General features: G+C 32.8%; 25 protein-coding genes. 7 read left to right on the forward strand and 18 right to left on the reverse strand.

Annotated features, from left to right (window positions below; translation table 11 throughout):
- Positions 1–5 precede the first annotated feature (5 nt).
- Both AST99_RS10445 and AST99_RS19010 read left to right on the forward strand, forming a co-directional pair.
- Positions 6–401: a hypothetical protein gene (locus AST99_RS10445; protein ID WP_057781784.1), complete on the forward strand. Its 396-nt coding sequence runs from the start codon at positions 6–8 to the stop codon at positions 399–401.
- Between the two features lie 32 nt (positions 402–433).
- Positions 434–697 carry a DUF2963 domain-containing protein gene (locus tag AST99_RS19010; RefSeq protein ID WP_370875295.1) on the forward strand — a complete coding sequence of 88 codons (264 nt, stop codon included), beginning with the start codon at positions 434–436 and terminating at the stop codon, positions 695–697.
- A gap of 125 nt (positions 698–822) precedes the next feature.
- On the opposite strand, the gene AST99_RS10455 is transcribed toward AST99_RS19010, so the two are convergent.
- From AST99_RS10455 to AST99_RS18945, 4 genes are all read right to left on the reverse strand, one after another.
- Positions 823–1,299, reverse strand: a complete 477-nt coding sequence (locus AST99_RS10455) for a Dps family protein (protein WP_057781786.1) — start codon at positions 1,297–1,299, stop codon at positions 823–825.
- Between the two features lie 251 nt (positions 1,300–1,550).
- Entirely contained in the window at positions 1,551–2,846 is a 1,296-nt protein-coding gene (locus AST99_RS10460) for a tetratricopeptide repeat protein (protein WP_057781787.1), read from the reverse strand.
- A gap of 70 nt (positions 2,847–2,916) precedes the next feature.
- Positions 2,917–3,477 carry a DUF4331 family protein gene (locus AST99_RS10465; protein WP_057781788.1) on the reverse strand — a complete coding sequence of 187 codons (561 nt, stop codon included), beginning with the start codon at positions 3,475–3,477 and terminating at the stop codon, positions 2,917–2,919.
- 22 nt (positions 3,478–3,499) lie between these two features.
- The gene (locus AST99_RS18945; protein ID WP_057781789.1) at positions 3,500–4,150 is read right to left on the reverse strand and encodes a DUF4331 family protein; all 651 of its coding nucleotides are present in this window, start codon (positions 4,148–4,150) and stop codon (positions 3,500–3,502) included.
- A 100-nt stretch (positions 4,151–4,250) separates the two neighbouring features.
- Between AST99_RS18945 and AST99_RS10475 the strand changes: the two genes are divergently transcribed.
- Positions 4,251–5,486, forward strand: coding sequence for an LETM1-related biofilm-associated protein (locus AST99_RS10475; RefSeq protein WP_232301614.1), 1,236 nt, complete (start codon positions 4,251–4,253; stop codon positions 5,484–5,486).
- Between the two features lies 1 nt (position 5,487).
- Here AST99_RS10475 and AST99_RS10480 read toward each other — a convergent pair whose 3' ends face one another.
- The 6 genes from AST99_RS10480 to AST99_RS10505 all read right to left on the reverse strand — a co-directional run bounded on the left by AST99_RS10480 (position 5,488) and on the right by AST99_RS10505 (position 12,688).
- A complete protein-coding gene (locus AST99_RS10480) occupies positions 5,488–7,107 on the reverse strand; it encodes a lipocalin-like domain-containing protein (protein WP_057781790.1) in 1,620 nt (539 codons plus the stop codon).
- Positions 7,108–7,213: 106 nt separating this feature from the next.
- Positions 7,214–7,969 (reverse strand): LytR/AlgR family response regulator transcription factor, encoded by a 756-nt coding sequence (locus tag AST99_RS10485; protein ID WP_057781791.1) that lies wholly within the window; start codon positions 7,967–7,969, stop codon positions 7,214–7,216.
- Between the two features lie 122 nt (positions 7,970–8,091).
- On the reverse strand, positions 8,092–8,406 hold the full coding sequence (locus tag AST99_RS10490; protein WP_057781792.1) for a 2TM domain-containing protein: 315 nt from the start codon (positions 8,404–8,406) through the stop codon (positions 8,092–8,094).
- Positions 8,406–9,746, reverse strand: a complete 1,341-nt coding sequence (locus AST99_RS10495; RefSeq protein ID WP_057781793.1) for a 2TM domain-containing protein — start codon at positions 9,744–9,746, stop codon at positions 8,406–8,408. The genes AST99_RS10490 and AST99_RS10495 overlap by 1 nt, the downstream gene beginning before the upstream one ends.
- A 26-nt stretch (positions 9,747–9,772) precedes the next feature.
- Entirely contained in the window at positions 9,773–10,396 is a 624-nt protein-coding gene (locus AST99_RS10500) for a hypothetical protein (protein WP_057781794.1), read from the reverse strand.
- A gap of 129 nt (positions 10,397–10,525) precedes the next feature.
- Complete coding sequence (locus AST99_RS10505; protein WP_057781795.1) at positions 10,526–12,688, reverse strand: TonB-dependent receptor; 2,163 nt, start codon at positions 12,686–12,688, stop codon at positions 10,526–10,528.
- A 574-nt stretch (positions 12,689–13,262) separates the two neighbouring features.
- On the opposite strand from AST99_RS10505, the gene AST99_RS10510 reads away from it, so the two are divergent.
- Positions 13,263–13,757, forward strand: coding sequence for an RNA polymerase sigma factor (locus tag AST99_RS10510; RefSeq protein ID WP_057781796.1), 495 nt, complete (start codon positions 13,263–13,265; stop codon positions 13,755–13,757).
- Positions 13,758–13,761: 4 nt separating this feature from the next.
- Positions 13,762–14,406 (forward strand): hypothetical protein, encoded by a 645-nt coding sequence (locus AST99_RS10515; protein WP_057781797.1) that lies wholly within the window; start codon positions 13,762–13,764, stop codon positions 14,404–14,406.
- Here AST99_RS10515 and AST99_RS10520 read toward each other — a convergent pair whose 3' ends face one another.
- On the reverse strand, positions 14,407–15,204 hold the full coding sequence (locus AST99_RS10520; protein ID WP_057781798.1) for a lysophospholipid acyltransferase family protein: 798 nt from the start codon (positions 15,202–15,204) through the stop codon (positions 14,407–14,409).
- Positions 15,205–15,245: 41 nt separating this feature from the next.
- Positions 15,246–15,893 carry an NUDIX hydrolase gene (locus AST99_RS10525; protein WP_057781799.1) on the reverse strand — a complete coding sequence of 216 codons (648 nt, stop codon included), beginning with the start codon at positions 15,891–15,893 and terminating at the stop codon, positions 15,246–15,248.
- 2 nt (positions 15,894–15,895) lie between these two features.
- Here AST99_RS10525 and AST99_RS10530 point away from each other — a divergent pair, with 2 nt between their 5' ends.
- Positions 15,896–16,624: a peptidylprolyl isomerase gene (locus tag AST99_RS10530; RefSeq protein ID WP_057781800.1), complete on the forward strand. Its 729-nt coding sequence runs from the start codon at positions 15,896–15,898 to the stop codon at positions 16,622–16,624.
- On the opposite strand, the gene AST99_RS10535 is transcribed toward AST99_RS10530, so the two are convergent.
- Positions 16,614–17,237 carry a trimeric intracellular cation channel family protein gene (locus tag AST99_RS10535; protein ID WP_057781801.1) on the reverse strand — a complete coding sequence of 208 codons (624 nt, stop codon included), beginning with the start codon at positions 17,235–17,237 and terminating at the stop codon, positions 16,614–16,616. The genes AST99_RS10530 and AST99_RS10535 overlap by 11 nt on opposite strands.
- Before the next feature lie 136 nt (positions 17,238–17,373).
- A complete protein-coding gene (locus AST99_RS10540) occupies positions 17,374–17,856 on the reverse strand; it encodes a Dps family protein (RefSeq protein ID WP_057781802.1) in 483 nt (160 codons plus the stop codon).
- Positions 17,857–17,957: 101 nt separating this feature from the next.
- Here AST99_RS10540 and AST99_RS10545 point away from each other — a divergent pair, with 101 nt between their 5' ends.
- Entirely contained in the window at positions 17,958–18,908 is a 951-nt protein-coding gene (locus AST99_RS10545) for a LysR family transcriptional regulator (RefSeq protein ID WP_057781803.1), read from the forward strand.
- Positions 18,909–18,986: 78 nt separating this feature from the next.
- Here the strand turns inward: AST99_RS10545 and AST99_RS10550 are convergent, their stop codons facing one another.
- The 4 genes from AST99_RS10550 to AST99_RS18955 form a co-directional block, all read right to left on the reverse strand.
- Positions 18,987–19,184, reverse strand: coding sequence for a hypothetical protein (locus AST99_RS10550; RefSeq protein ID WP_057781804.1), 198 nt, complete (start codon positions 19,182–19,184; stop codon positions 18,987–18,989).
- Between the two features lie 127 nt (positions 19,185–19,311).
- On the reverse strand, positions 19,312–20,109 hold the full coding sequence (locus AST99_RS10555) for a TIGR00266 family protein (protein ID WP_057781805.1): 798 nt from the start codon (positions 20,107–20,109) through the stop codon (positions 19,312–19,314).
- 144 nt (positions 20,110–20,253) lie between these two features.
- A complete protein-coding gene (locus AST99_RS18950; protein ID WP_338044114.1) occupies positions 20,254–20,670 on the reverse strand; it encodes a DUF6268 family outer membrane beta-barrel protein in 417 nt (138 codons plus the stop codon).
- Positions 20,652–21,134 carry a DUF6268 family outer membrane beta-barrel protein gene (locus AST99_RS18955; protein ID WP_057781807.1) on the reverse strand — a complete coding sequence of 161 codons (483 nt, stop codon included), beginning with the start codon at positions 21,132–21,134 and terminating at the stop codon, positions 20,652–20,654. Before AST99_RS18955 ends, AST99_RS18950 begins: the two co-directional genes overlap by 19 nt.
- Positions 21,135–21,383: the final 249 nt, after the last annotated feature.

The following is a 21,383-nucleotide window of genomic DNA, read 5'->3' on the forward strand; positions in this document are numbered from 1 at the left end:
GAAAATTGAAAAATCGAGATCATCTTTTTGAATCTGAACTTAATTCATATACAATATATAATAAAAATGAAGATCTAATTGAATTTGGTAAGTGCTACACAGATGGTTCTATCTTAAAAAAAACAATTTATGAAAGGGTTACAAATGGAAACATTCAAAAAACCATTGAGAAAAAAGCATCTGGAGAAACTTTAAGTTATTGGACATATAAGTACGATTCTAATGATAACTTAATTGAAATTAAGACTTACGATGCAGAAAATAATCTAACCGATATTCAATCTAATACATATGATAAAAACGAAAACAATACCGAGATAGTTTTCAAAAAACCTAATAGCAATATAGGGAAGAAATACGTATACAAATATAATGCAGATAATAAAAAATTGAAGAATTGATATATAAAGCAGATGGCAGCTAAAAACATACTATTCTCTACTCCTATGACAAGAATGGAAATGAAAAGGAACAGATAAAATTCAATCCAGATGGAAATTTTGTACAAATGGTATTCGAATACGATAAGATGAATAACCGGATATTCCAAAATTCGTTCGATAAACAAGGTAAACTTAGACGTCAAATATCATTTGAATATGTGTATGATCATAATGGAAATTGGATAACAAATAAGAGAAGTTCTAATGGAGAATTAAATATGGTTTGCGAAAGACAAATAGAATACTACAACTAAAAATACGTTATAAAACGATAGCTATAAGTAATTATCAGTACTCACTTACCCTAATAGTAATCCTCTAATAAATCATAGAATAAAAAGCAAAAGCCTTTTCAACTTTTGCTTTTTATAGGTAACATTTAACTTAAATAAGAAGTCAGCATCCAAATTAATTTCTCCTGATCTGAAACTAAATCGCTCATTAAAGAAGCTGTTCCTTCATCATTATTATTAGAGGCTGACTCTAAAATATCGCGTTCTTGAATTAAAAGCTCTTTTAATGTATCTAAGATACCCGCCACACCAACATCTCCGTTAGAAATATTTTTAGAGACTCTAATTGTTTTGTGTTCCAAATAATCTTCCAAAGTGTGTAAAGGTTGTAATCCTAAAGACAAAATACGCTCTGCTATTTCATCTACAACCTCATTGGTTTCGGTGTAAAGCTCTTCTAATTTTTCATGAAGCATGAAAAATCTTCGTCCTTTAACATTCCAATGCAACCCTCTTAGATTCATATAATAAATCTGAAAATCTGCTAAAAGAACATTAAGTTTTGTTGCAACATTTATTTTATATTCTTGATTTAATCCTACCTGTAATTCTAAAGTTTCCATAATACTAATGTTTATAATTTGTTAAACAAAATTAGTAAGGTTTGTACTGTTAAATAGCAACTCAGGTTACACATAGCAATAGATATTACTTATTCTACTATATTAAAATCGAACTGGTTATTTTGGTAATGAGTCTTATATTCAAGAATAATTAGCAAACAGAAACGTAGATTATAAAAAAAAAGCGTCTGTTATTTTACTAACAAACGCTTTCACTCAATAAAAACCACCAACAAAAAATTATATATATTTTAAATATTTTTAATACGTTGTGTAGTAACAGGTCCTAGCTCGTAAGACGCTGTTAGTAATTCTTTTTTCAAGGTTTTGGCTTCTTTTATTTTTCCGTTGTCTTTATAAATTTGTGCAACGTGAAATAGAATTGACGGCTCAAAACTTTTATTTTTAACATGTGTTTCTACAATATCTAATGCTTTTTTGTATTCGCCTTTTTTATAATAAGTCCACGCCAACAAATCGTAAGAATGTGGTGTTGGTCTGTTTTCTACTTCTTTCTCTGCTAATGTTAATGCTGAATCAAAAATAAGTAGGTCGTCTGTATAGACTAAAGTATTATAAGCGTTATACATGTCTCCATATTTTTTATTATCCACAGCTTCTAAATAAGCATTTAAATGATTTGATTTAGAAACCTCATCATTCATATATTCTGCAATTTCTGCTTTCAAGAGTTCGTAATCTGGTGTTTTGTGATATTGAGTTACGGAATTTAAAATTCGCATAGCTTCTTCTGGATTATCATCGTTAGAATATACAATCCAAGCAATTCCTTTTTTAGAATAAGCATCTGAAGGATCAAGATCTAAAGCCTTTAAATAGTATGTATACGATTTTTCAATCTGTCCGTCGTGTCCATAAAAATCGGCTATATTAGTATATACCCATTGTTTTAAATTTGGATTTTTAGACGTTTCAGCAATAACTAAAGCCTTCTCCATATATTTTATAGCACTTTCTAAATCGCCTTGATGGTCTTGCCATTTTGCTAAACGAATTACATAATCAAAATCGTTAAAATCTTGAATAGCCATTAAATACTTTTTGGCTTCAGCTGTATTTCCCAATTCTAAATGTACATCGAAAAGCATATTTTGAGTACCAACTAAATGTTCTCCTACTACTTCTGCCTTTTTAAGCAATTTAAGTGCTTCTTTAAAGCGGTGTTGCGAAATATAATTTCTAGCTAAAGCTCTTAAAATACCAGAACTACCAGCATGGGTACGTTCATTAGCTTCAACCAAGTCGGTTTCTGCTTCAATTAAATAATCAATATTCCCTGTAATTTTAAACATAGAAGACAAAGACGCTGCTTTCTTTATTAGGTATGGAAACTGATTTGGGTTCTCGTTTAACTTACCGTTCCAAAACGCATAATCAGCTTCTAAAGCCAACAGCGACTTTTGGTCTTCTGCTTCTACATAGGTGTTATAGTCGCCCGAATGGGCTATTTTTTTTGTTGTTTTGGTATTACAACTAAAACATAGTAATGTACATACCAAAAGTGTAAGATGTTGTGTAGTTTTCATGAGGTTGAGTGTTTTTTGATGTTATTTAACACTAGGGTAAATAGCGATTTACCCTAGTGTGTATTTTAATTTACCAAGCAGAAGCTAAGTAAGGAAATGATGTTAAAAATGCTTTATCGTTAGCATCGACATTGTCGTTAGATAATCCTGGGTTTTCGGTAAAATCTTCACCACCAAAAATTAATAACAATTCTACAGTAATCACATCGTCTGCCAATGCCCTACCTGTTAATACATTAGTACCATCGTAAAATGTTGTGGTACCGTCTAAAGACACGGTTAACACATCTGTAGCAAGCACGCTAGTAAAAGTTTCTGCATCTAATCCCAATGCATTTGTATCACCTTCCATAGCGTAAGCTGGACTTAATCCTTCTAAGTTAGTTTGAAACATAGATTGATAAGCTGCACCTTGTTCTGAAGGAATGGTTACGTTGAAATCATCTTTAGATGCAGATGACACAAATACCGTATTTATGGCTGGTCTCCCCATTTGATCCGCTTGCATATAAGTTCCTGTAAAATCAGGTTCTACCGGGTCTATAATCATGTTATTATCGTCGTCGCTTGAACAGTTAAAGGCTAATAATGAAACGCCCACTGCTAAAAGTGTATATTTTAAAGTTTTCATAAGTGTATTTTTAAATGGTTAATTATTGTTTTGTTTTAGATTCTACCCAAGTATTAATTGTTCCAGAACCTCCAATCATGCTTTTTGGTACTTCTACTACAACAGACATTACGTTAGTTCCTGCAAAGGTGTCGCTTCCTACTTCGTTAAAACTTGTAGCGTTTCCTGCGATAATTTCAGAGAATTGTGCAAAATCCATGAAAAACGGATCGTCTCTTGGTCCTGCAAAAAACTTCATGTCGTTACTGTTTTCTATAATAGCAGTTCCGCCGTAAGCAGAAATATCTACCATAGAAGTTGTTGCTGTCGTTTCAATAGCACTACTTAAACCTGTTGTTGTTGGTTTTACTGGACCAAAGAAATACATTACTCCGTCGCGAGGAATAGCTTGAATAACGTAGTCTTCAATTTTATCATCGTTTGTATCAATGTTAATTTCTATTAAAGTACTTTCATTAAACATTGCTTCACTAGAAGCCGATGGACTTAATAAGCCTTGTACATTGGCAACAAATACTAAATTGTCTGTGTCTTCACCTTGAAAGGCATAGAAATCTGTAATATCACTTGTTCCGCCTGCTACTGCTGGTGCATCGATATGATCGGCTGCTACCATAAAGAAACCTGCTATTGATAAAGCTCCGATTCCTAAAATAATTTTCATTTTTTTCATAATAATTGAGATTTAGTTAATGATTTATTTGACTCTCACACATACCTACGAAAAAAAGAAGGGGGCGGTTTTGTTAAAATTATGTTAACATCTAAAAAAGATGATTTTTTGGGCTTTAAAAACTAAATTTGTAAGACTAAGTCTAAGAGAATACGCAATGAACCCATCGGCTAATGGTTGGATAAAAAAACTAATTAAAGAATTATCCTCTCAAACTTTATTTGATAATCCATCGGATTACGACTTTTATAAGGCGTTCCGAAACTCAGGGTTTATATATGGGTATAATATTAAAGTGGTAAACGATTATATTGTTAATCCGGATTTTACTGAAGAAGAACTGTGTAAAGTGAATTTATGTATCGCTTTTATTAACACTCACAAAACAAGCGGCTCTGAAACCAATCTTTTCGATAGTATTATAGATTTTTACACTGCTATTAATGAAAACAAAACATCTTTTTTAGGAGAGCTTTTAGGACGAGATTCTGCCGAAGCTTTAGTAGAAAAAATCATGCATAAACGGATTCAGATTCATGAAAACGTTATTACGAAAAACTTTAATCATTACATTACAAACGTCTTATTGTATATAGACGTGATTGCATACGATCATTTTTTAAATAGTAAATTGATTACTAAAGCTTATTTAGAGACTTTAGAATCGACTATAATTACCATAGTTGTGGAAGCTTTAAATTTAAAATCTGAAAAGAGTAATTACGACAAGAGTTTAATTGAATTGTTTGAATCGTCTTTACGTTACGAGCAAATTGGACATATGACTTATGCTGAAGCTATTGAAAATGCCAAGCAACTGTGTCACAATCTATATTACTTAGATATTGCTTGTATGGCTGCTTGGAGTGATGAATGGATAGAACCTGCTGAAGCCGAATTTCTTGAAAATTTAAGCACTGCTTTAAACATAAATGATAAAGAACGTAATGAGTCATTAAATTCGATTAACTTGTTTTTTAATGCCAATCGGGATAAAATACCATTATTAAGTGCTAAAAATGTTGTAAAAAGTTTCTACAATAGGTCATCTCAAATTGTGAGTAAACTCATTACCAGAAACAGCCACAGATTATTACAAGAATTACGAGACAGTAAGGAGTTAATGATACTATTATCTAAATCTACCGTACGCGATTTAACTGCCGAAGAACAAAAAAAGGTTAATGAACAACTTCTAGATATTTTTAAGTCTATTCCGAGTTTAGCCATCTTTTTACTTCCTGGCGGCGCTATATTACTCCCAATTGTTATAAAATTTATTCCCAAATTACTGCCCTCTGCTTTTGATGATAATCGTATCGAGGAAGAAGATTAATTTATTTCTTTACAAATTTATAACTCTGTTCTGCTTCTGCGGTTATGCATTTTAAAAAATACAATCCAGCCCTTAATTGCTGTGTATTTATCTCTAATACAACTGCTGTATTTAGATCTTGACTAGCTTTTGAAACGATGCGTCCGCTAATATCAATAATCTGATAATCTAAAGTCTTTAGCTGTACCAATCCTTTTAAAAACAATTGATTTTTAGTAGGATTCGGATATAATTTTATATCGCTAAAAACAGCATCAGACACAGTTAGTAAATTAAACTGTAATGCAGCGCTTACTGTTTCGCTTTTTAGCACATTATCGCTTGAATGAGCCATAATTTTAAACCAAACGGTATCTCCATTCTCTAAGGTTGATGCATCCCAGCTAAAACTAGTCGCTGTAAGATCTGTTGCTAATGCACTATAATTAGTATTGTCGGTACTGTATAACACATCGTAATAGGTTGTACGTCCATCATCTGGATTCGTAAGTTCCCAAGATATAGTGGTGTTGGGAGTAAAATATTCGTCTTCAAAAGCATTGAAGGTTACTATGGGGTGTTCGTAAGCATGAATCAATTCAGCAAAGCCAATCCCTGTAACTTCTACACCATTTACACTTCCGGTTATGGTTGTGGCATCCTCAAAAAAGCGAATGGGTTCTAAAATTTCTGCATCGTTGTGACGTGGTGTAATAATTAAATCGATTTTATTTTTATCTGAAGTTAATCGCCATTTATTAGAATAACACTGCACATTATCGTCAGACCAATGATAAGATAAGCGTTCTAACACAAAATCGCTTGTTGTATATTGCGTTGTTTCATCGACATAAGCTGCAAACACTTTATATTTTAAATTATCTGGAATGGCATAATCTGGCGTAAACACATTGTAAGCATTAATATCCATACCGTTTGATAATTGAATACTAAACCATTCGTAATTTTCGCCTAAATACGGATTAAAACTTCCGTACTGTCTATCTATCCAAGATGTTCCTGTGACTGCTTCCGTTGTACCGTTTAGTGTTATATTTCCAGAGACTTCATTTGTAGTTTGCGAATAGTAATAGGTGTAATTTTCGCTGCCTTGCTCTAAATAGCCATCATCCCCTATTAACAACGGCCGCTTGGTGGTTTTATAATCCAATTGTAATACTCCAAAAGACGATGTTGCAGAGATGGTATATTCAAATGGAATTAAATTGCCGTCTGTATCGCGCTTTGTAATCCAAGTATCTTGAGATCCTAGAAATACATATGCTTCTACTAGCAATTCGGTTTCAGATTTAGAGTCGTAGTTTACAGGTTTTGTATCTGAATAAAGCTGCCCCGTACTTTCATCCATAATATTTAAAATTCTGAAGCCGTCGTAACCTGCATAAGAGTACGAACTAGAAAAATAAATTAGTAAATACGTATAGGTTTTTCCCGAAGTTACACCGGTGACTTCTCCGTTAGCGTACCACCATTCGGTTGGTTCTTCGGAATGGAATCCTTCGTCGGTAGGAAAGGACACTAAGCTACCTGTAGGTGTATAAGGATATGTTTTCCAGTCTTGAGCAAAAGTTAACGTAGAAATAAAACAGACTAATAATAAGGTGGTTAGATTGGTTTTCATAGCGATTGATTTTACAATCAATATAGCCACTAATGCTAAACACCTAAAAATAAACCCGTTAAGTTTCAGTTTTTTAAGCCTAAAGGTAAAACTGTGAGGTTATTTTTTAAGATAACCACTCTTTGAATGTCTTAACACGTTCTCTGGATACAATAACTTGGTCTGCTTTGAAGGTTTGTAATTTAATCTCTAATCTGGAATTTGTATAGTTTACCATATCGTGAATGGCATTAATATTTACAATGTATTTTCTGCTAACGCGGTAAAACATATCTGGTTCCAATTCGTTTTCTAACTGATCTAAAGTTGAGTTTAATAAATAATTACGCCCTGAAGTTGTATGTAAATACGTCCCTTTATTCTCACTGTAAAAACACTCTACATCTTCGCTATTTATTAATTTTAAATGCTGACCAACTTGAACTGAGAATCGTTTTTTATAAGTGCGGTCTAATGGATTCACTAATAAATTCTTGATTTCATTAAAATCTAAAACGACTTGTTCTTGTTTAGGCATTCTGGATTTATACTTAGCGACAGCTTGTTCTAAATCGTCTTCATCTATAGGTTTTAATAAATAATCTATACTGTTTAATTTAAAAGCTTTAAGTGCATACTCGTCGTAGGCTGTAGTAAAAATTATAGCTGATTTAATGTCTAAACTTTCAAAAATTTCGAACGACAAGCCGTCACTTAACTGAATATCTAAGAAGATCAGTTCAGGATGTTCGTTATTTTGAAACCATGTTATGGATTCTTCTACGGAATGTAACATAACATCTGCTTGTAAGTTTAATTGTGCTAACATACGCTGTAAACGCCTTGCAGATGGTTTTTCGTCTTCTATAATTATAACTTTCATAAAGGATTGAAATTTCTAATGTTTAGTATACTGTTCTTGGGTATTGCGTGAGCGATTGCAGCAAGCTACCGTGTAACGCGGAAAGCGCGGTTTTGGAGCCCAAGCGGAAAAACACGCCCAAATTATTCCCATTTATGGTTTTTCTCTTTATCCATTAAGGATTTTATTTTTTCGTCTTCCCAGTTTTTGCCTATCACTAATGTTGGTAAAAACACAGACACGCCATGAGCCAACAACCCTATTCCCCAAGAGCCTAAGGTTATAAAGTTCTTCCATTGCAGATAACTTTCTCCAGGTTCCAGATTATTAATATTTATAAAGACAAGCATAAGGTTAATCACGACATATACTATAGCATGTGTATAAAATCCTTTAATACGTCTCACTCGTTTTTTTGCACGTTCGTAGCGCTCTTGTTCAAAGTATGTGTTTTCCATTAGTTCCAATTTTTTTGTTGTTTTTCTTCTTTTAAAATTTCTTCTATTTTGCGTTCTTCCCAAGATTTACCATATCCGAAGACAGAAAACCCGTGAAAAACAAGTCCCATTCCCCAACCTAACATCGGGTACCAGAACCATTGATGACCCCAAAATGTTTGATAATTTATAAATATTAAAAACGGAATCACGACACAGTATGACAGTAAATTACCATAAAATCCTTTAATTTCTTCTACTCGTTTCTTTGCGCGATTATACGCGTCTTGCTCGTTATAATTATGTTTTGGTATTTCCATGATTGCAATGCGTTTTGTTAGTATGGGTAGCTTTACCGCGAAATACGTTTGGGTTTCGTCTACTAATACTTTTCTGTTAGTTAATATGGCGTAGCGATTTACTATGTTTTGTAAGCCTACGCCTTTTCTGGTTTGTAAAACCTCTTTCTTTTGTAAATTATTTTTAACAACTAAGACATTATCTTCTATTGTTATATCTATTTTTAACGGTTTTTGCTCACTTACCGTATTGTGCTTTATGGTGTTTTCTAACAATAACTGCAAAGATAAAGGCACCACTTTAGCTTCTGGATTATCGTAATCTTCCGGCAAATTGAAGACGATACTGTTTTCGAATCGCATTTTAAGCAAATTCATATAGGTTTTAGCGAATTTTAACTCCTCTTCTACCGTTACTAATTCTTTATCCTTTTGCTCCAATACGTAACGGTAAATTTTAGATAAAGACACTGTGAAACGTTGTGCACTATGCGGATTTTCTTCGATTAAAGAGGTTAATACATTTAAACTATTGAATAAAAAATGTGGATCGATCTGATTTTTTAAACTCTCGAACTGTGCACTGGCCGTTCCCGCTATTACTTTTTGTTCTTTTAATCTCGATTTTTGTAACTCTTTGTAATAATAAACCGCATGAAAAAACAACGAAATCACTAATGTTATTAATAGCGCACTGAAGTAAAATGCTGTTTTTTCAGAATCTATAAACTCTTGCCAAGTTTCACCTTCAACGACAACCTCAATAAAGGCTCGTACAAAAAATATAGTTATCAGTGTAATGGATACTGACCCCAAAAAACCAATTAACATTCTATATTTAGTGTATCGCTTCCAAACAATTTTATAATTTAAATAATGAAAGAAATAAGAGTTGACTAAACTTAAAGGTACCGAGTAAATTAAGTAATATAAAAACGAACGAAAGAAGTCTTCATTAAACTCAAATGTAGCTCCAGAAAAAAACTGAATGGTTTGATCTATCACCATAATCGCAATACCGACTATGACTCCAGATAGTATACTTTCTAATAACTTTTTCATTTGTATCCGTTCTAACTTTACTACAATTACTCCTCACATGATGCTAACACTTGTTTAGCGCGATCTTCTCCCCATTTAGGATGAAACGGTGATTCTGGTTTAAAGTTAACAAAAAGTTCTAATGCATGCGCTATGTCTTTACAAAACGGCGCTGTGTCTTGCCCAAAGTACTTGGCGCTTCCCATGCCCCATTCTGCTTTACCTAAAACTACCATTGGGTTTTCTGGAGCAATAGCATACGCTTTATTATACAGTTCTGTAATTTTTCCAGAATACTTCATACCGTAGGTCATCCCATCAAAAGCTACCCAATTGGTGTAAACTTGAGCTTGTAGCACCAGGATATCTGCATTATTAGTGCTAATCCCTTTAGCGGTGTTTAAATACTCCTGTGCCTTATCTAAATTCGCTTTAAGAACTGTTGCATCTTGCTCTCCCCAGCTCTTTAAACTATTTATTTGAGCCACATAGTAATTTGGTAACCATTGGTCTGTTTCGGCAGCTGCAATACGTTCAAAAAGCTGTTCTGCTTCTGTTACTTTATTGTCTTGCCATAATGCAAAAGCCTTTTGCATACCTGTTTCAAAATTGGTTTGTGCATTAGCTACTAAACTCACTAAAGACACGACTAAAAGAATTAAATGTTTCATATTATTTTTGGTTGATTAATTATTATAAAGCAAATATCTATCGAAACTCTTGGTTTCTAAAAATTGAACTACTGAACTGTTGTTTTTATATGATGAATTGTTACTCGTGATATAATCGAATTAAAACGACTATAAATTATCTAATTGATTGTCGGTTCCATTATCACTTATAGTCCAGAAAAACCCGATAAAGAAAAACTGATCTGCAGCCGGTTTTAAAGCACGCCTGTTATACACACCATTACTATTAGGTGTACTTGCATATTGATAACCATTAACGTTCTTAAAATCGAGCGCATTACTTACGGCTACATATAAAATCTTTTGCGGACTCATTAAATACGCCCAGTTTAAACTTAAGTTGTTATACGTTTTTGTTTTTTGGTTTAGAAATCCAGTTTCGTTTGGATTAGTGTAAGTACGCCCAGAGGCTAAACTATAACTAAATCCGATCTGACTCTTCCAATCTTCCACCCAATATTTTCCTACTACAGAAAGGTTGTGTGCATTTGCAAAATTAGGCTGTGCTTTGGTTGGATAATTCTTATAATCCCGCTCAGTATCTAGGTAAGAATAACTCACCCAATACTCGAAATTTCTAAGACTTACATTATCGCGCCAAAACAAATCTATTCCCTTAGCATACCCATAGCCATCGTTATTAAAGTTACTCGTATAACTTGCGTATTCTGTATCGTATTTAATGAGATTATTATAGTCTTTATAATATGTTTCGGCACGAAATAAGCGCCCTTCAACATTAAACTGATAATTTAATATATAATGACTAGTTTCTTCTGAATCAATATTTTGACTAAACTTTAATATATCATTATTCGGATTTTGATAAAACGAACCATACGCTAAAGACAACTGACTTTTTGCAGATGTTTTATACGCTAAAGACACACGCGGAGCTACTTCAAACGCTTTAAAAAGCTGACTATATTCTGCACGCAACCCTGCTTTTAATGCTAATTGTTTTGTGAAGATTACATCGGCTTCTGTAAATGCTGCAGCGATATTATTATCGAATCCGTAAGACTCCGTATCAATAGAAGGAGATGAATATTTCTCATTAAAATGGGTTAAAAAATACTCTGTACCGAAGTTCAATTTGAAACGATTATTGAAACGGTATTTTAAACGTGCTTTGGCATGAACGGAATGTTCTATATTATCTACCGCATCATCAATTACATCAACATCAGAATTATTATTGGTGTAACTCGCTCCAGCAAACACAGACCAATTTGCATTTAGTTTGCCTTGGTATGAGGAGTTGACATACGTATTTTTGTTATTCAATTTGTAATGAATGCCATCCTCATAGTCAATATCTTCCAGAGTTAATTCAAACTGACTGAATTCATAGGCTGTATATAGCTTAAACAAACCTTTACTAAATTGTCTACGATACACAGCTTCTCCAGAAAAACTCTGAAAAGGTTTATCCCAATCATTTCTACCTGGAAATAGCTTTATATACGGCCCTAAATTCATATATGACCCATTTACACTCAAAGCACTTTTTTCCCACTTTTTAGTATGCCCTAGTGCGCCACCAACACTCATAATCCCGATATCTGTTTTATTTTGTTCAGGTTCATCAATAGTATTTAATAAGAGTACACTAGACAAAGCTTGGCCATATTCTGCAGAATATCCACCCGTTGAGAAAGTTATACCGTCAAACAAAAATGGAGAATAGCGTCCTCTAGACGGCACATTGTTTGTTGTTGGTGTGTATGGAGTAAATACGCGAATGCCGTCAATAAAAATCTGTGTTTCATCGGCTTCTCCTCCTCTAACAAACAACCGTCCATCTTCTGCCACGGTTGTGGTTCCTGGCAACGTTTGTAAAGCCCCTACAAAATCGCCCATAGCACTTGCGGTAGTGACCACATCTAAAGAAGACAAGGCATTGACTTTACTATTATCTCCTGCAGAAAACGTTCCTGCCGACAACACCACCGCATCTAAAGCATTTACATCTTCTCTTAACTTGATGTCAACATCCTGGAAAGCCGATATATGAGCAGTTTCACTATAAGTTTCATAACTTAAAAAAGAGACTATTAAGGTTTGAACACCTGTTTCTGTCGTTTTAAAACTAAACACCCCAGAATCGTCACTGGTTCCGCCATCGTAAGACCCTTGGATATATACATTCGCTCCTGCAATTGGATTGTGCTTAGCATCTGTAACGCGACCAGAAATTAAGGTTTGTGAAAACCCAACACTTACTGTGAATATGCACACAAGGTTTAGGAGTAGTTGTAATTTTTTCATGATTTGATTGTTTAAATTAGCAATACAAAAATGAAACAGAATTAAAGGTTTAAAAACTAAACCACACCCAACTGTTATATTTTAAGGATGAATTGAAATTACAACTGTTTGTATTAAATAAAAGGCTTAAAAGTTTCATGTTCTATCTGCCTATAAAAGTATTTTATTTTCAAATTACAATCTTAAATTACATAATTACACAAGGGATCAGCAACTAAAAAACATCATTTTTTTAAGCACTAAAAACCATATAGTTTATATTTTTTTCGCATATTTAAGAATAAATATAATTAGCTATAGAAGACTTAAAACACGTACCATAAGCTTTATCTATAGCACGAACTCAAACAACTCATAATCAAACACAAAAACATTTTAAACTAAACCATTTATTTAATTAAAATTTAATTTTACACAGGGTTTAAAATGATAAAAATTCAGTATTTTAAGTTTCAAAATATAATAAAAACACCACAGTTAACACATTTAAACATTCACCTTAAAAAACAAAATTTAAAAACTTTTGTAACAATTTTTATATAAAAGACACTAATATCTTAACTAACCTCTCGACTTGAATAAAGAGCAAGAACATAACTTTATACAATTGCTTGAAGAGCATCAAAACATTGTTCACAAAGTGTGCCGTTTGTACACTAATGACTATGATGCACACAACGATTTGTTTCAAGAAATTACCATACAACTTTGGAAAGCCTATCCTAAGTTTCGTGGTGATGCAAAGTTTAGTACTTGGATGTATCGTATTGGTTTAAATACAGCCATTACTTTATACAGAAAGTCGAAACGGAGAGTGACAACTCAGGATTTTGATGCCGTTCAATTTAGAATAAAAGCAGAGGATTATGATGATACCGAAGAACAGCAATTAAAACTGCTTTACAGTGCCGTAAAACAATTAAACGACATTGAAAAAGCATTAGTCTTCTTGTATTTAGAAGATAAAAATTACAGAGAAATTAGTGAAACAATGGGAATTAGTGAAGTAAACGCTAGAGTGAAGATGAATCGCGTGAAAACAAAGCTGAGAACTATTTTAAATCCGTAACCGTATGGATGAATTAGATATTTTAAAAAAAGACTGGAATAAGCCGGAAAATCAGAATTTCCCTAAGCTGTCTTATAACGATTTATATATTATGCATGTTAAGAAATCCTCTTCTACAGTGAAGTGGATTTTTATAATTAGCTTGTTAGAGTTTGTATTTTGGACCATTATCTCTTTTGGTATTAAAGATAACAAAGCTATGGCACGCTTTAAAGACACTAGTGCAGAAACCATTTTAGACACCTTATCTGTAATGGGATACTTGGTATTGTTTTACTTTTTCTACCTCTTTTACAAGAACTACAAAAAGATTTCTACCACAGACAATGCTAAAAAACTTATGGAAAACATTTTAAACACTAGGCGCACTGTTAAACAGTATGTTGTGTTTAACCTGTTATTCTTAGTAATCTCTACAGTAGTGGTGTTATTAATAGAATTTAATCAGGATCCGGTTTTAGGAGCAAGAGTAAACGAAGCTGCTGCCAGTGGCCATATCTTTATGTTTTACTCTAAAGTAATACTTATAACTGCGGGAATTTTAACCATTACTATTACCATATTATTAGGATTTTATTATCTGATATACGGAATCTTGCTAAAACGATTAAACCACAATTATAAAGAGCTTAAGAAGATGGATTTATAATTAAAATCCTCTTTTCGTATTTAGATCTTCTATATCTTGAATTTGTTGTTTCGTAAGTACTTTTAAGAACGACGGGTGTTGTTCTATAGAGTATTCAATCTTTTCTACAATATCATCAATAGTATCATTCTTGTAATCGATATCTAAAGGCGCTTTAATCTCCATAGTTTGAAGAATATTCTTTTTCTTAACACGTAACCCCTTTTTATCAAAAGAACGTCTAAAACCGTCTATTACGACAGGAATCACGATAGGCTCGTAACGTTTTATAATGTGAGCTGTTCCTTTTCTAATAGGCTTAAATGGTGTGGTTGTGCCTTGAGGAAAAGTAATTACCCACCCATCTTTTAACGCTTTAGCAATACTAGAAATATCACTCATTTTAACTTGTCTATTCACGTCTTTTCCTTCAGATCGCCACGTACGCTCAATACTAATGGAACCCGCATAAGCAAAAATCTTAGGTAAAAGCCCAGATTTCATTGTTTCTTTTGCGGCAACATAATAGATATTAAGTTTTGGATGCCAAATATATCCTATGTTTTTAATCGAGTCTTCTCGTCCGCTTAAACTGGCATTAAAAACATGAAACATAGCCACTACATCTGCAAAGTATGTCTGGTGATTAGATATAAAAAGCACATTTTCTGAAGGTAAATCTTTAATAATCTCAGATCCTTCAATTTGAAGTTCGTTAAACCCCCTAAAGCGTCTATGGGTTAGAATTCCTAAGAATCTAATAATCCATTTTTTAAATAAAAGTATATGTCCGAAAGGATTTCGTTTCAACAATCCCATGATTTTTGTCGTTTTTTATAATTTACAAATGTAGGGAAAACTCAAAGATATCGCACTTGTTTTAAAATGTCTTTTACTTCGCTTAGCATCATAGCAGTTGCTCCCCAAACTACATGCCCCTGAAAAACAAAGGCTGGCACATCTATTTCTTGAGCGTAAGATGTTGTTACTCTTTTAGTCACCACATTTTTTTCGCTTAGAAACTCTACCAATGGCACTTCAATAATAGCATCTACTTCTATATCTTGTTTTAGAAAAATTGGTGTTTTTTCAGCTATTCCAATAAATGGTTGCACCACAAAATGACTTGGAGGAATATAAATATCAGTTATTTTTCGCCAGACGTTTATATCGCGTTCGGGCACACCAACTTCTTCAAAAGTTTCCCTAATCGCTGCTGTTTTAAGCGAATCATCTTCAGGTTCTAACTTTCCTCCTGGAAAACCAATTTGTGCAGAATGCACACCTTTGTAGGTGTTTCTCAGTATTAAAACCAAATGGGTTTGCTGTAAGTTATTTGGATAAAATAAAGCCATGACCGCTGCTTTTCTAGCTGTTTTCATCTTAATTTTATTCGCTTCCAATAAATCTTCTCTAAATGGTGGCGACATTTTAAACTGAGATGCTTCGGCTGGAAGCGGTATATTTTCTATTTTTGATCTTAACTTTATAAAATCATCAAAATTCATCTATGAGATTCTTAGTATACTGTTGTCTGTTTGTATTCTTACTTAACTGTGAAGATACGAAATCTAAAAAAAATAATAGCGATAAACCTGCTATAGAAACACCCGTAAAGCAAACTTCTGAAACTAAAACATTACAAACAGACGCGATACCTGAAATAGTTGAAGACACACGAGAGTTTCCGGTACTTACAGACGATAATGCCATGGAGTTCTTCTTAGAGTATGAAAAAGAACATAAAGAGAATACAGTTAGAATAACTACTGAATACGGTACAATTGATATTCAACTATTTAACGAGACTAAATTCCATCGTGCCAACTTTATCTTTTTAACCAAACAAGGTTATTTTAATAACACTCAATTTTACAGAGTTGTAAAAAACTTTATTATTCAAGGTGGTGGTAGCGATGATTCTGAGATAGGAAAACGCCGTGTAAGCATTGGAAAATATCTTTTACCAACAGATGCTAAACGCGGATTTAAACATGATAGAGGTGTTATTTCTATGCCAAGTAGCGATATAGAAAACCCGTATAAATTAGCTTCGCCTTACGAGTTTTTTATCGTTCAGGCTCCCGGAGGTGCCCACCATTTAGATGGTAGTTACACCATTTTTGGAAAAGTAATTAAAGGTATGGATGTGGTAGATGCTATATCGAATGTAGAAACCGATGATGCAGAATGGCCGTTACACAACGTATATATTAAAAAGGTTGAAATTATAGATTAATTTCTTCCACGTCATCCTTATACACATTCGGTAAACTAATTTTAAAACGCACGGCTAATAATCGGATTGTAATGATAATTACCCCTGAAATTAAATAGATAAAATTACTATCTACATGCAATTTACGTAGTAAAAAAAAAGAAACGCCTCCTAAAATACAAGCCGTTGCATAAACCTCTTTCCTGAATATTACAGGAATCTGATTACATAAAATATCTCTTAAAACACCGCCAAAACAAGCAGACATGGTACCTAAAGAGATACAAATTATAGGATGTAGTCCTAAATTAATCCCTTTCTGAATCCCTACAAGCGTGTATAATCCGATCCCGATGGTATCAAACATAAACATAGGTGTTTTTAAATAATCTATTTTTCTTTTAATAATAACCGCTGAAATTGTAGTCGCCAGAATAACGTACACATAAGTCATATTGGTCATCCAAAACACTGGTGTATCTCCAATAAGAACATCTCTTAACATCCCGCCTCCAGTTGCAGTAACAAAAGCAATAATAAGAATACCGAACGCATCCATTCGCTTATTTAAAGCCACAAGCACACCTGAAATAGCAAATGAAATAGTTCCTAAAATATCTATAATATAAAACATTTAATACGGTTTTAATTTATGCTTTTTACCATTAAGAAGCTTCAAATGTATGCTTTAATAACGGTAATCAAAATTTGAAACATAAAAAAACCCTTTAAATATATATTTAAAGGGTTTTTAAGAATATACTAAATAATTAAACAGTAGTTTCTCCTAACCATGCTTTCATCATCCAGATTGTTTTTTCTTGTTCTGTAATAAAATCACTCATCATAGAGTTTGTACCTTCATCTCCTGCATCTCCAGATTTATCTAAGATATCACGTTCAATTTTTAAAAGTATAGATAATGATTCAACGATAAGAGCTACAGCTTTTTCATCGTCAGATACATTTTTACCTACAGGCACTTTTGCATGATCTGTATAGTCGCTAAATGTATGTAATGGCGTTTCTCCTAAGGTTAATACACGCTCTGCTATTTCGTCTACTTTTACGTTAGCATCTGTGTACAATTCTTCGAATTTAACATGTAATTCAAAAAATTGCTTTCCTTTAATATTCCAGTGTATACCTCTTAAGTTTTGGTAATACGTTTGAAAGTTAGCTAATAAGCTATTTAAGTCTGTTGCTAAATCTTTAGTTTTCTTGGCGTCTAATCCTAATATATTAAGTGTCATAATTAATGCTTTTTTAGTTTATACAAATTTACTTATAATTAACACAACTATTAATCAGTTTTATTGATTGATTTTATAGTTTTATAGTCTAAATTTATACCATGACAATTACTCAACTATATTATGTTTTGGCAGTTGCCGAAAACCAGAACTTTACCAAAGCGGCAGAGAAATGTTTTGTAACTCAGCCTACCTTAAGTATGCAGATACAAAAACTTGAAGATGAATTAGATATATTAATATTTGATCGTGGTAAAAAGCCTATTGAACTAACTGAGATTGGTAAAAAAATTGTAAATCAGGCAAAAAACATTGTTAACGAATCTTATAGAATTCAAGATATCGTTGATCAACAAAAAGGATTTATTGGAGGAGAATTTAGATTAGGTATTATACCAACAGTAATGCCTACGTTATTACCCATGTTTTTAAATACCTTTATAAAAAAACACCCTAAGGTTAAACTAATTATTGAAGAAATTACGACCGAAGAAATTATTTCTCGATTAAACGAAGGCCATTTAGATGCTGCTATAGCTGTTACCCCTTTAGAATCTGAGCTTATAAAAGAGCGAGTATTGTATTTCGAACCTTTTGTTGGTTATGTACCTACAAACCATAGATTGTATAAGAATAATACAATTAGTCCAGAAGATTTAGATGTAGATGATATGCTTTTATTAGAAGACGGACATTGTTTTAGAGAAGGTGTTCTTAATATTTGTAAGTCTTTTAAAAACCATAACGACACCAATTTTCAACTTGAGAGCGGAAGCATAGAAACCTTAATAAAACTTTCTAATGAAGGTTTAGGGATGACTTTATTGCCGTATTTACATACTTTAGATTTAAATCCGAACACCTTACACCATCTTAAACAATTTGAAGCACCATCTCCTGCTAGAGAAGTGAGTTTAATTTACCATAAAAGTGAATTAAAAATGCAAATTATTGAAGCTTTACAATCTGTAATTTCAGGAATAGTTAGAGGAGCTATCACATTCCAGAATGTAAAAATTGTGAGTCCTCTACCAACAAAGAAAGCGGTATAACAACCTAAGAAGTTACGGTAGAACCAATATACAAGAGGTTAAACACCAAAAAAAGCAACTATTTCTAGTTGCTTTTTTTTATGCTTCTAAATAAATTAAGCATTTATTTAAGTCAGGGTTTTGCTGTACCATAGATTCTATAAAAATCTTCAGCTCTTCAATTTCGTAAGGTAACAACCTCTGAAGTGCTTTTTGTACTTCTTTACAAAACAACGTAGTATCAAAACTAACTTTATTAAGTATAGTTTTAGTATACTCGAACATTGCTCTAGCCATAATTATTCAATTTAGGTTTAATAATTTTTTAAAAGTAGATTTGTTTAATAGGCAACTACAACGTTTTAAATTCAATTAAAAATAGATATTTTTATCTTAATAAAAACTTAAAATTTCAATAATTTTATTAAAACCTATTATCTCCACTCAATAAATCTCCCAATCCGCCCAACACACTTCCTTCGCCTTTATTGTTATTTCCTTTAGGTAATGCTGCAAGCACACGCCCTGCCAATCTGCTAAAAGGTAACGACTGTACATATACTGTTCCTGGCCCTGTAAGCGTTGCAAAAAACAGACCTTCGCCTCCAAAAACCGTATTTTTTATACCGCCAACAAACTCTACATCATAATCAATATCTTTGGTAAACCCTACAATACAGCCGGTGTCTACTTTTAATTTCTCTCCTGCTTTTAAAACTTTAGTAGCTAAAGTACCGCCTGCATGTACAAAGGCCATACCGTCTCCTTCTAGCTTTTGCATGATAAAACCTTCGCCACCAAATAATCCTCTCCCCAAACGCTTAGAAAACTCTATGCCTACGCTTACACCTTTTGCTGCACATAAGAATGCATCTTTTTGGCAAATTACTTTTCCTCCAAACTGCGTTAAATCTACAGCCAGTATTTTACCTGGATAAGGTGAAGCAAAAGACACCGAACGCTTATCGTGAAGCGTATTATAAAATGCCGTCATAAATAGACTCTCTCCGGTTAACAATCGTTTTCCTGCTCCGAAAATAGAATCCATGAAGCCCTCATTCTGTTTAGAGCCATCTCCAAATATAGTTTCCATTTTAATGCCCTCGTGCATCATCATAAAACTTCCCGCCTCGGCTATTACGCCTTCATTTTGGTCCAGTTCTATTTCTACATATTGCATTTCTTCTCCATAAATACGATAATCTATCTCGTGTGCTTTCATAATGTCTAAACGTTTAAGGTTACACTACATATGTTGATGATTATTATATTTTGTTACACTTTCAACTTAACTTTTACATTAAATAACAAGAATACTATATGGCCAGATTCTATATTAGATCACTATTTACAACTAAAAAAGGAATTAATATAAACGCTTCACATTCGTTTTACTCTTAAAAATATATTTTACTCCTACATTTAAATAAAAACTGTTTGGTATCTCAAAATCGTAAATTTCTTCATTATCATAATCTTGTAACTGCAAACTATTATATACAGAATACCCACCATTTAGAGTTGCTTTAAAATTCTTTAAGAAATTAAAGTTGTAACCTAAACCTAGTAAAACACTAGTTTGTCTTAAGGTACCGCTATATTCCACTTTATAAACATCTAACCCATCGTTTACATTTCCAGTAAATCCATTTAAAGTCGCAAAACCTTCAACTTCATGATTTTTTGCAAAAGACCATTTTACTCGGGTATCTGGAACTCCTATTTTATATGCCCAAGCATCATCTATTCTCTTGGTATAAGAAATTACAGGAATTGGATATATTTAATATCGTATGCCGCTCCAAATGTCCAAATCGATTTTTTTTCAGCATTGTATTTTTCTAAAGTAACTAAGGCGTTAAAGAACAAATCGTCTGTCTTGATTTCATTCTCGCCAAAATTTGAAGACACCTGAGATTCTCCCATAACGTTTAAGGCCCAACTGTCACTTAAACTACGCTGATAGTTGAATCTAAAACTAAAGGCATTAAAATTTTCAATTTCATCGGTTTCAAAAGGCACATCTTCATCGACGTAGTTAAAACTGGTATTCTGAACTTTACCTCCGATAGTTAATTTATCTTTACTTGTGTTTATTACAGGAAGATCTATACCTGCTTCTAATTTAACCGCAGTACTCACATCAAAACTTGGCAAAATCTCTGTATTAACATACACACCATCTACCTGTTGGGCATAAGACACGCTAGTCCCAATACATACCAAAAGAATCCATACTTTTTTCATAAAACAATTTTACTTTAATTAAGGTTTAAAGAATGTTTGTAATCCATTCTTACAGATTGTAAAAATGTTTAAAACAAGCTCTATTATCAATTGGAATAGATAGACGGGTATAGTTTATAGAACAAAAGGAAGATTTTGTCTACCAAAAAAAGAAACTATTTTTAAACCCATAACCCCTTATAAACATTGAAGAAACAACAAAAAGTTTAACAAAATTTTACAGGACATTACACAATAAAGTCAATGTGT

The sequence above is a fragment of the Formosa algae genome, assembly GCF_001439665.1.
GTDB classification, from domain to species: Bacteria; Bacteroidota; Bacteroidia; order Flavobacteriales; family Flavobacteriaceae; genus Formosa; species Formosa algae.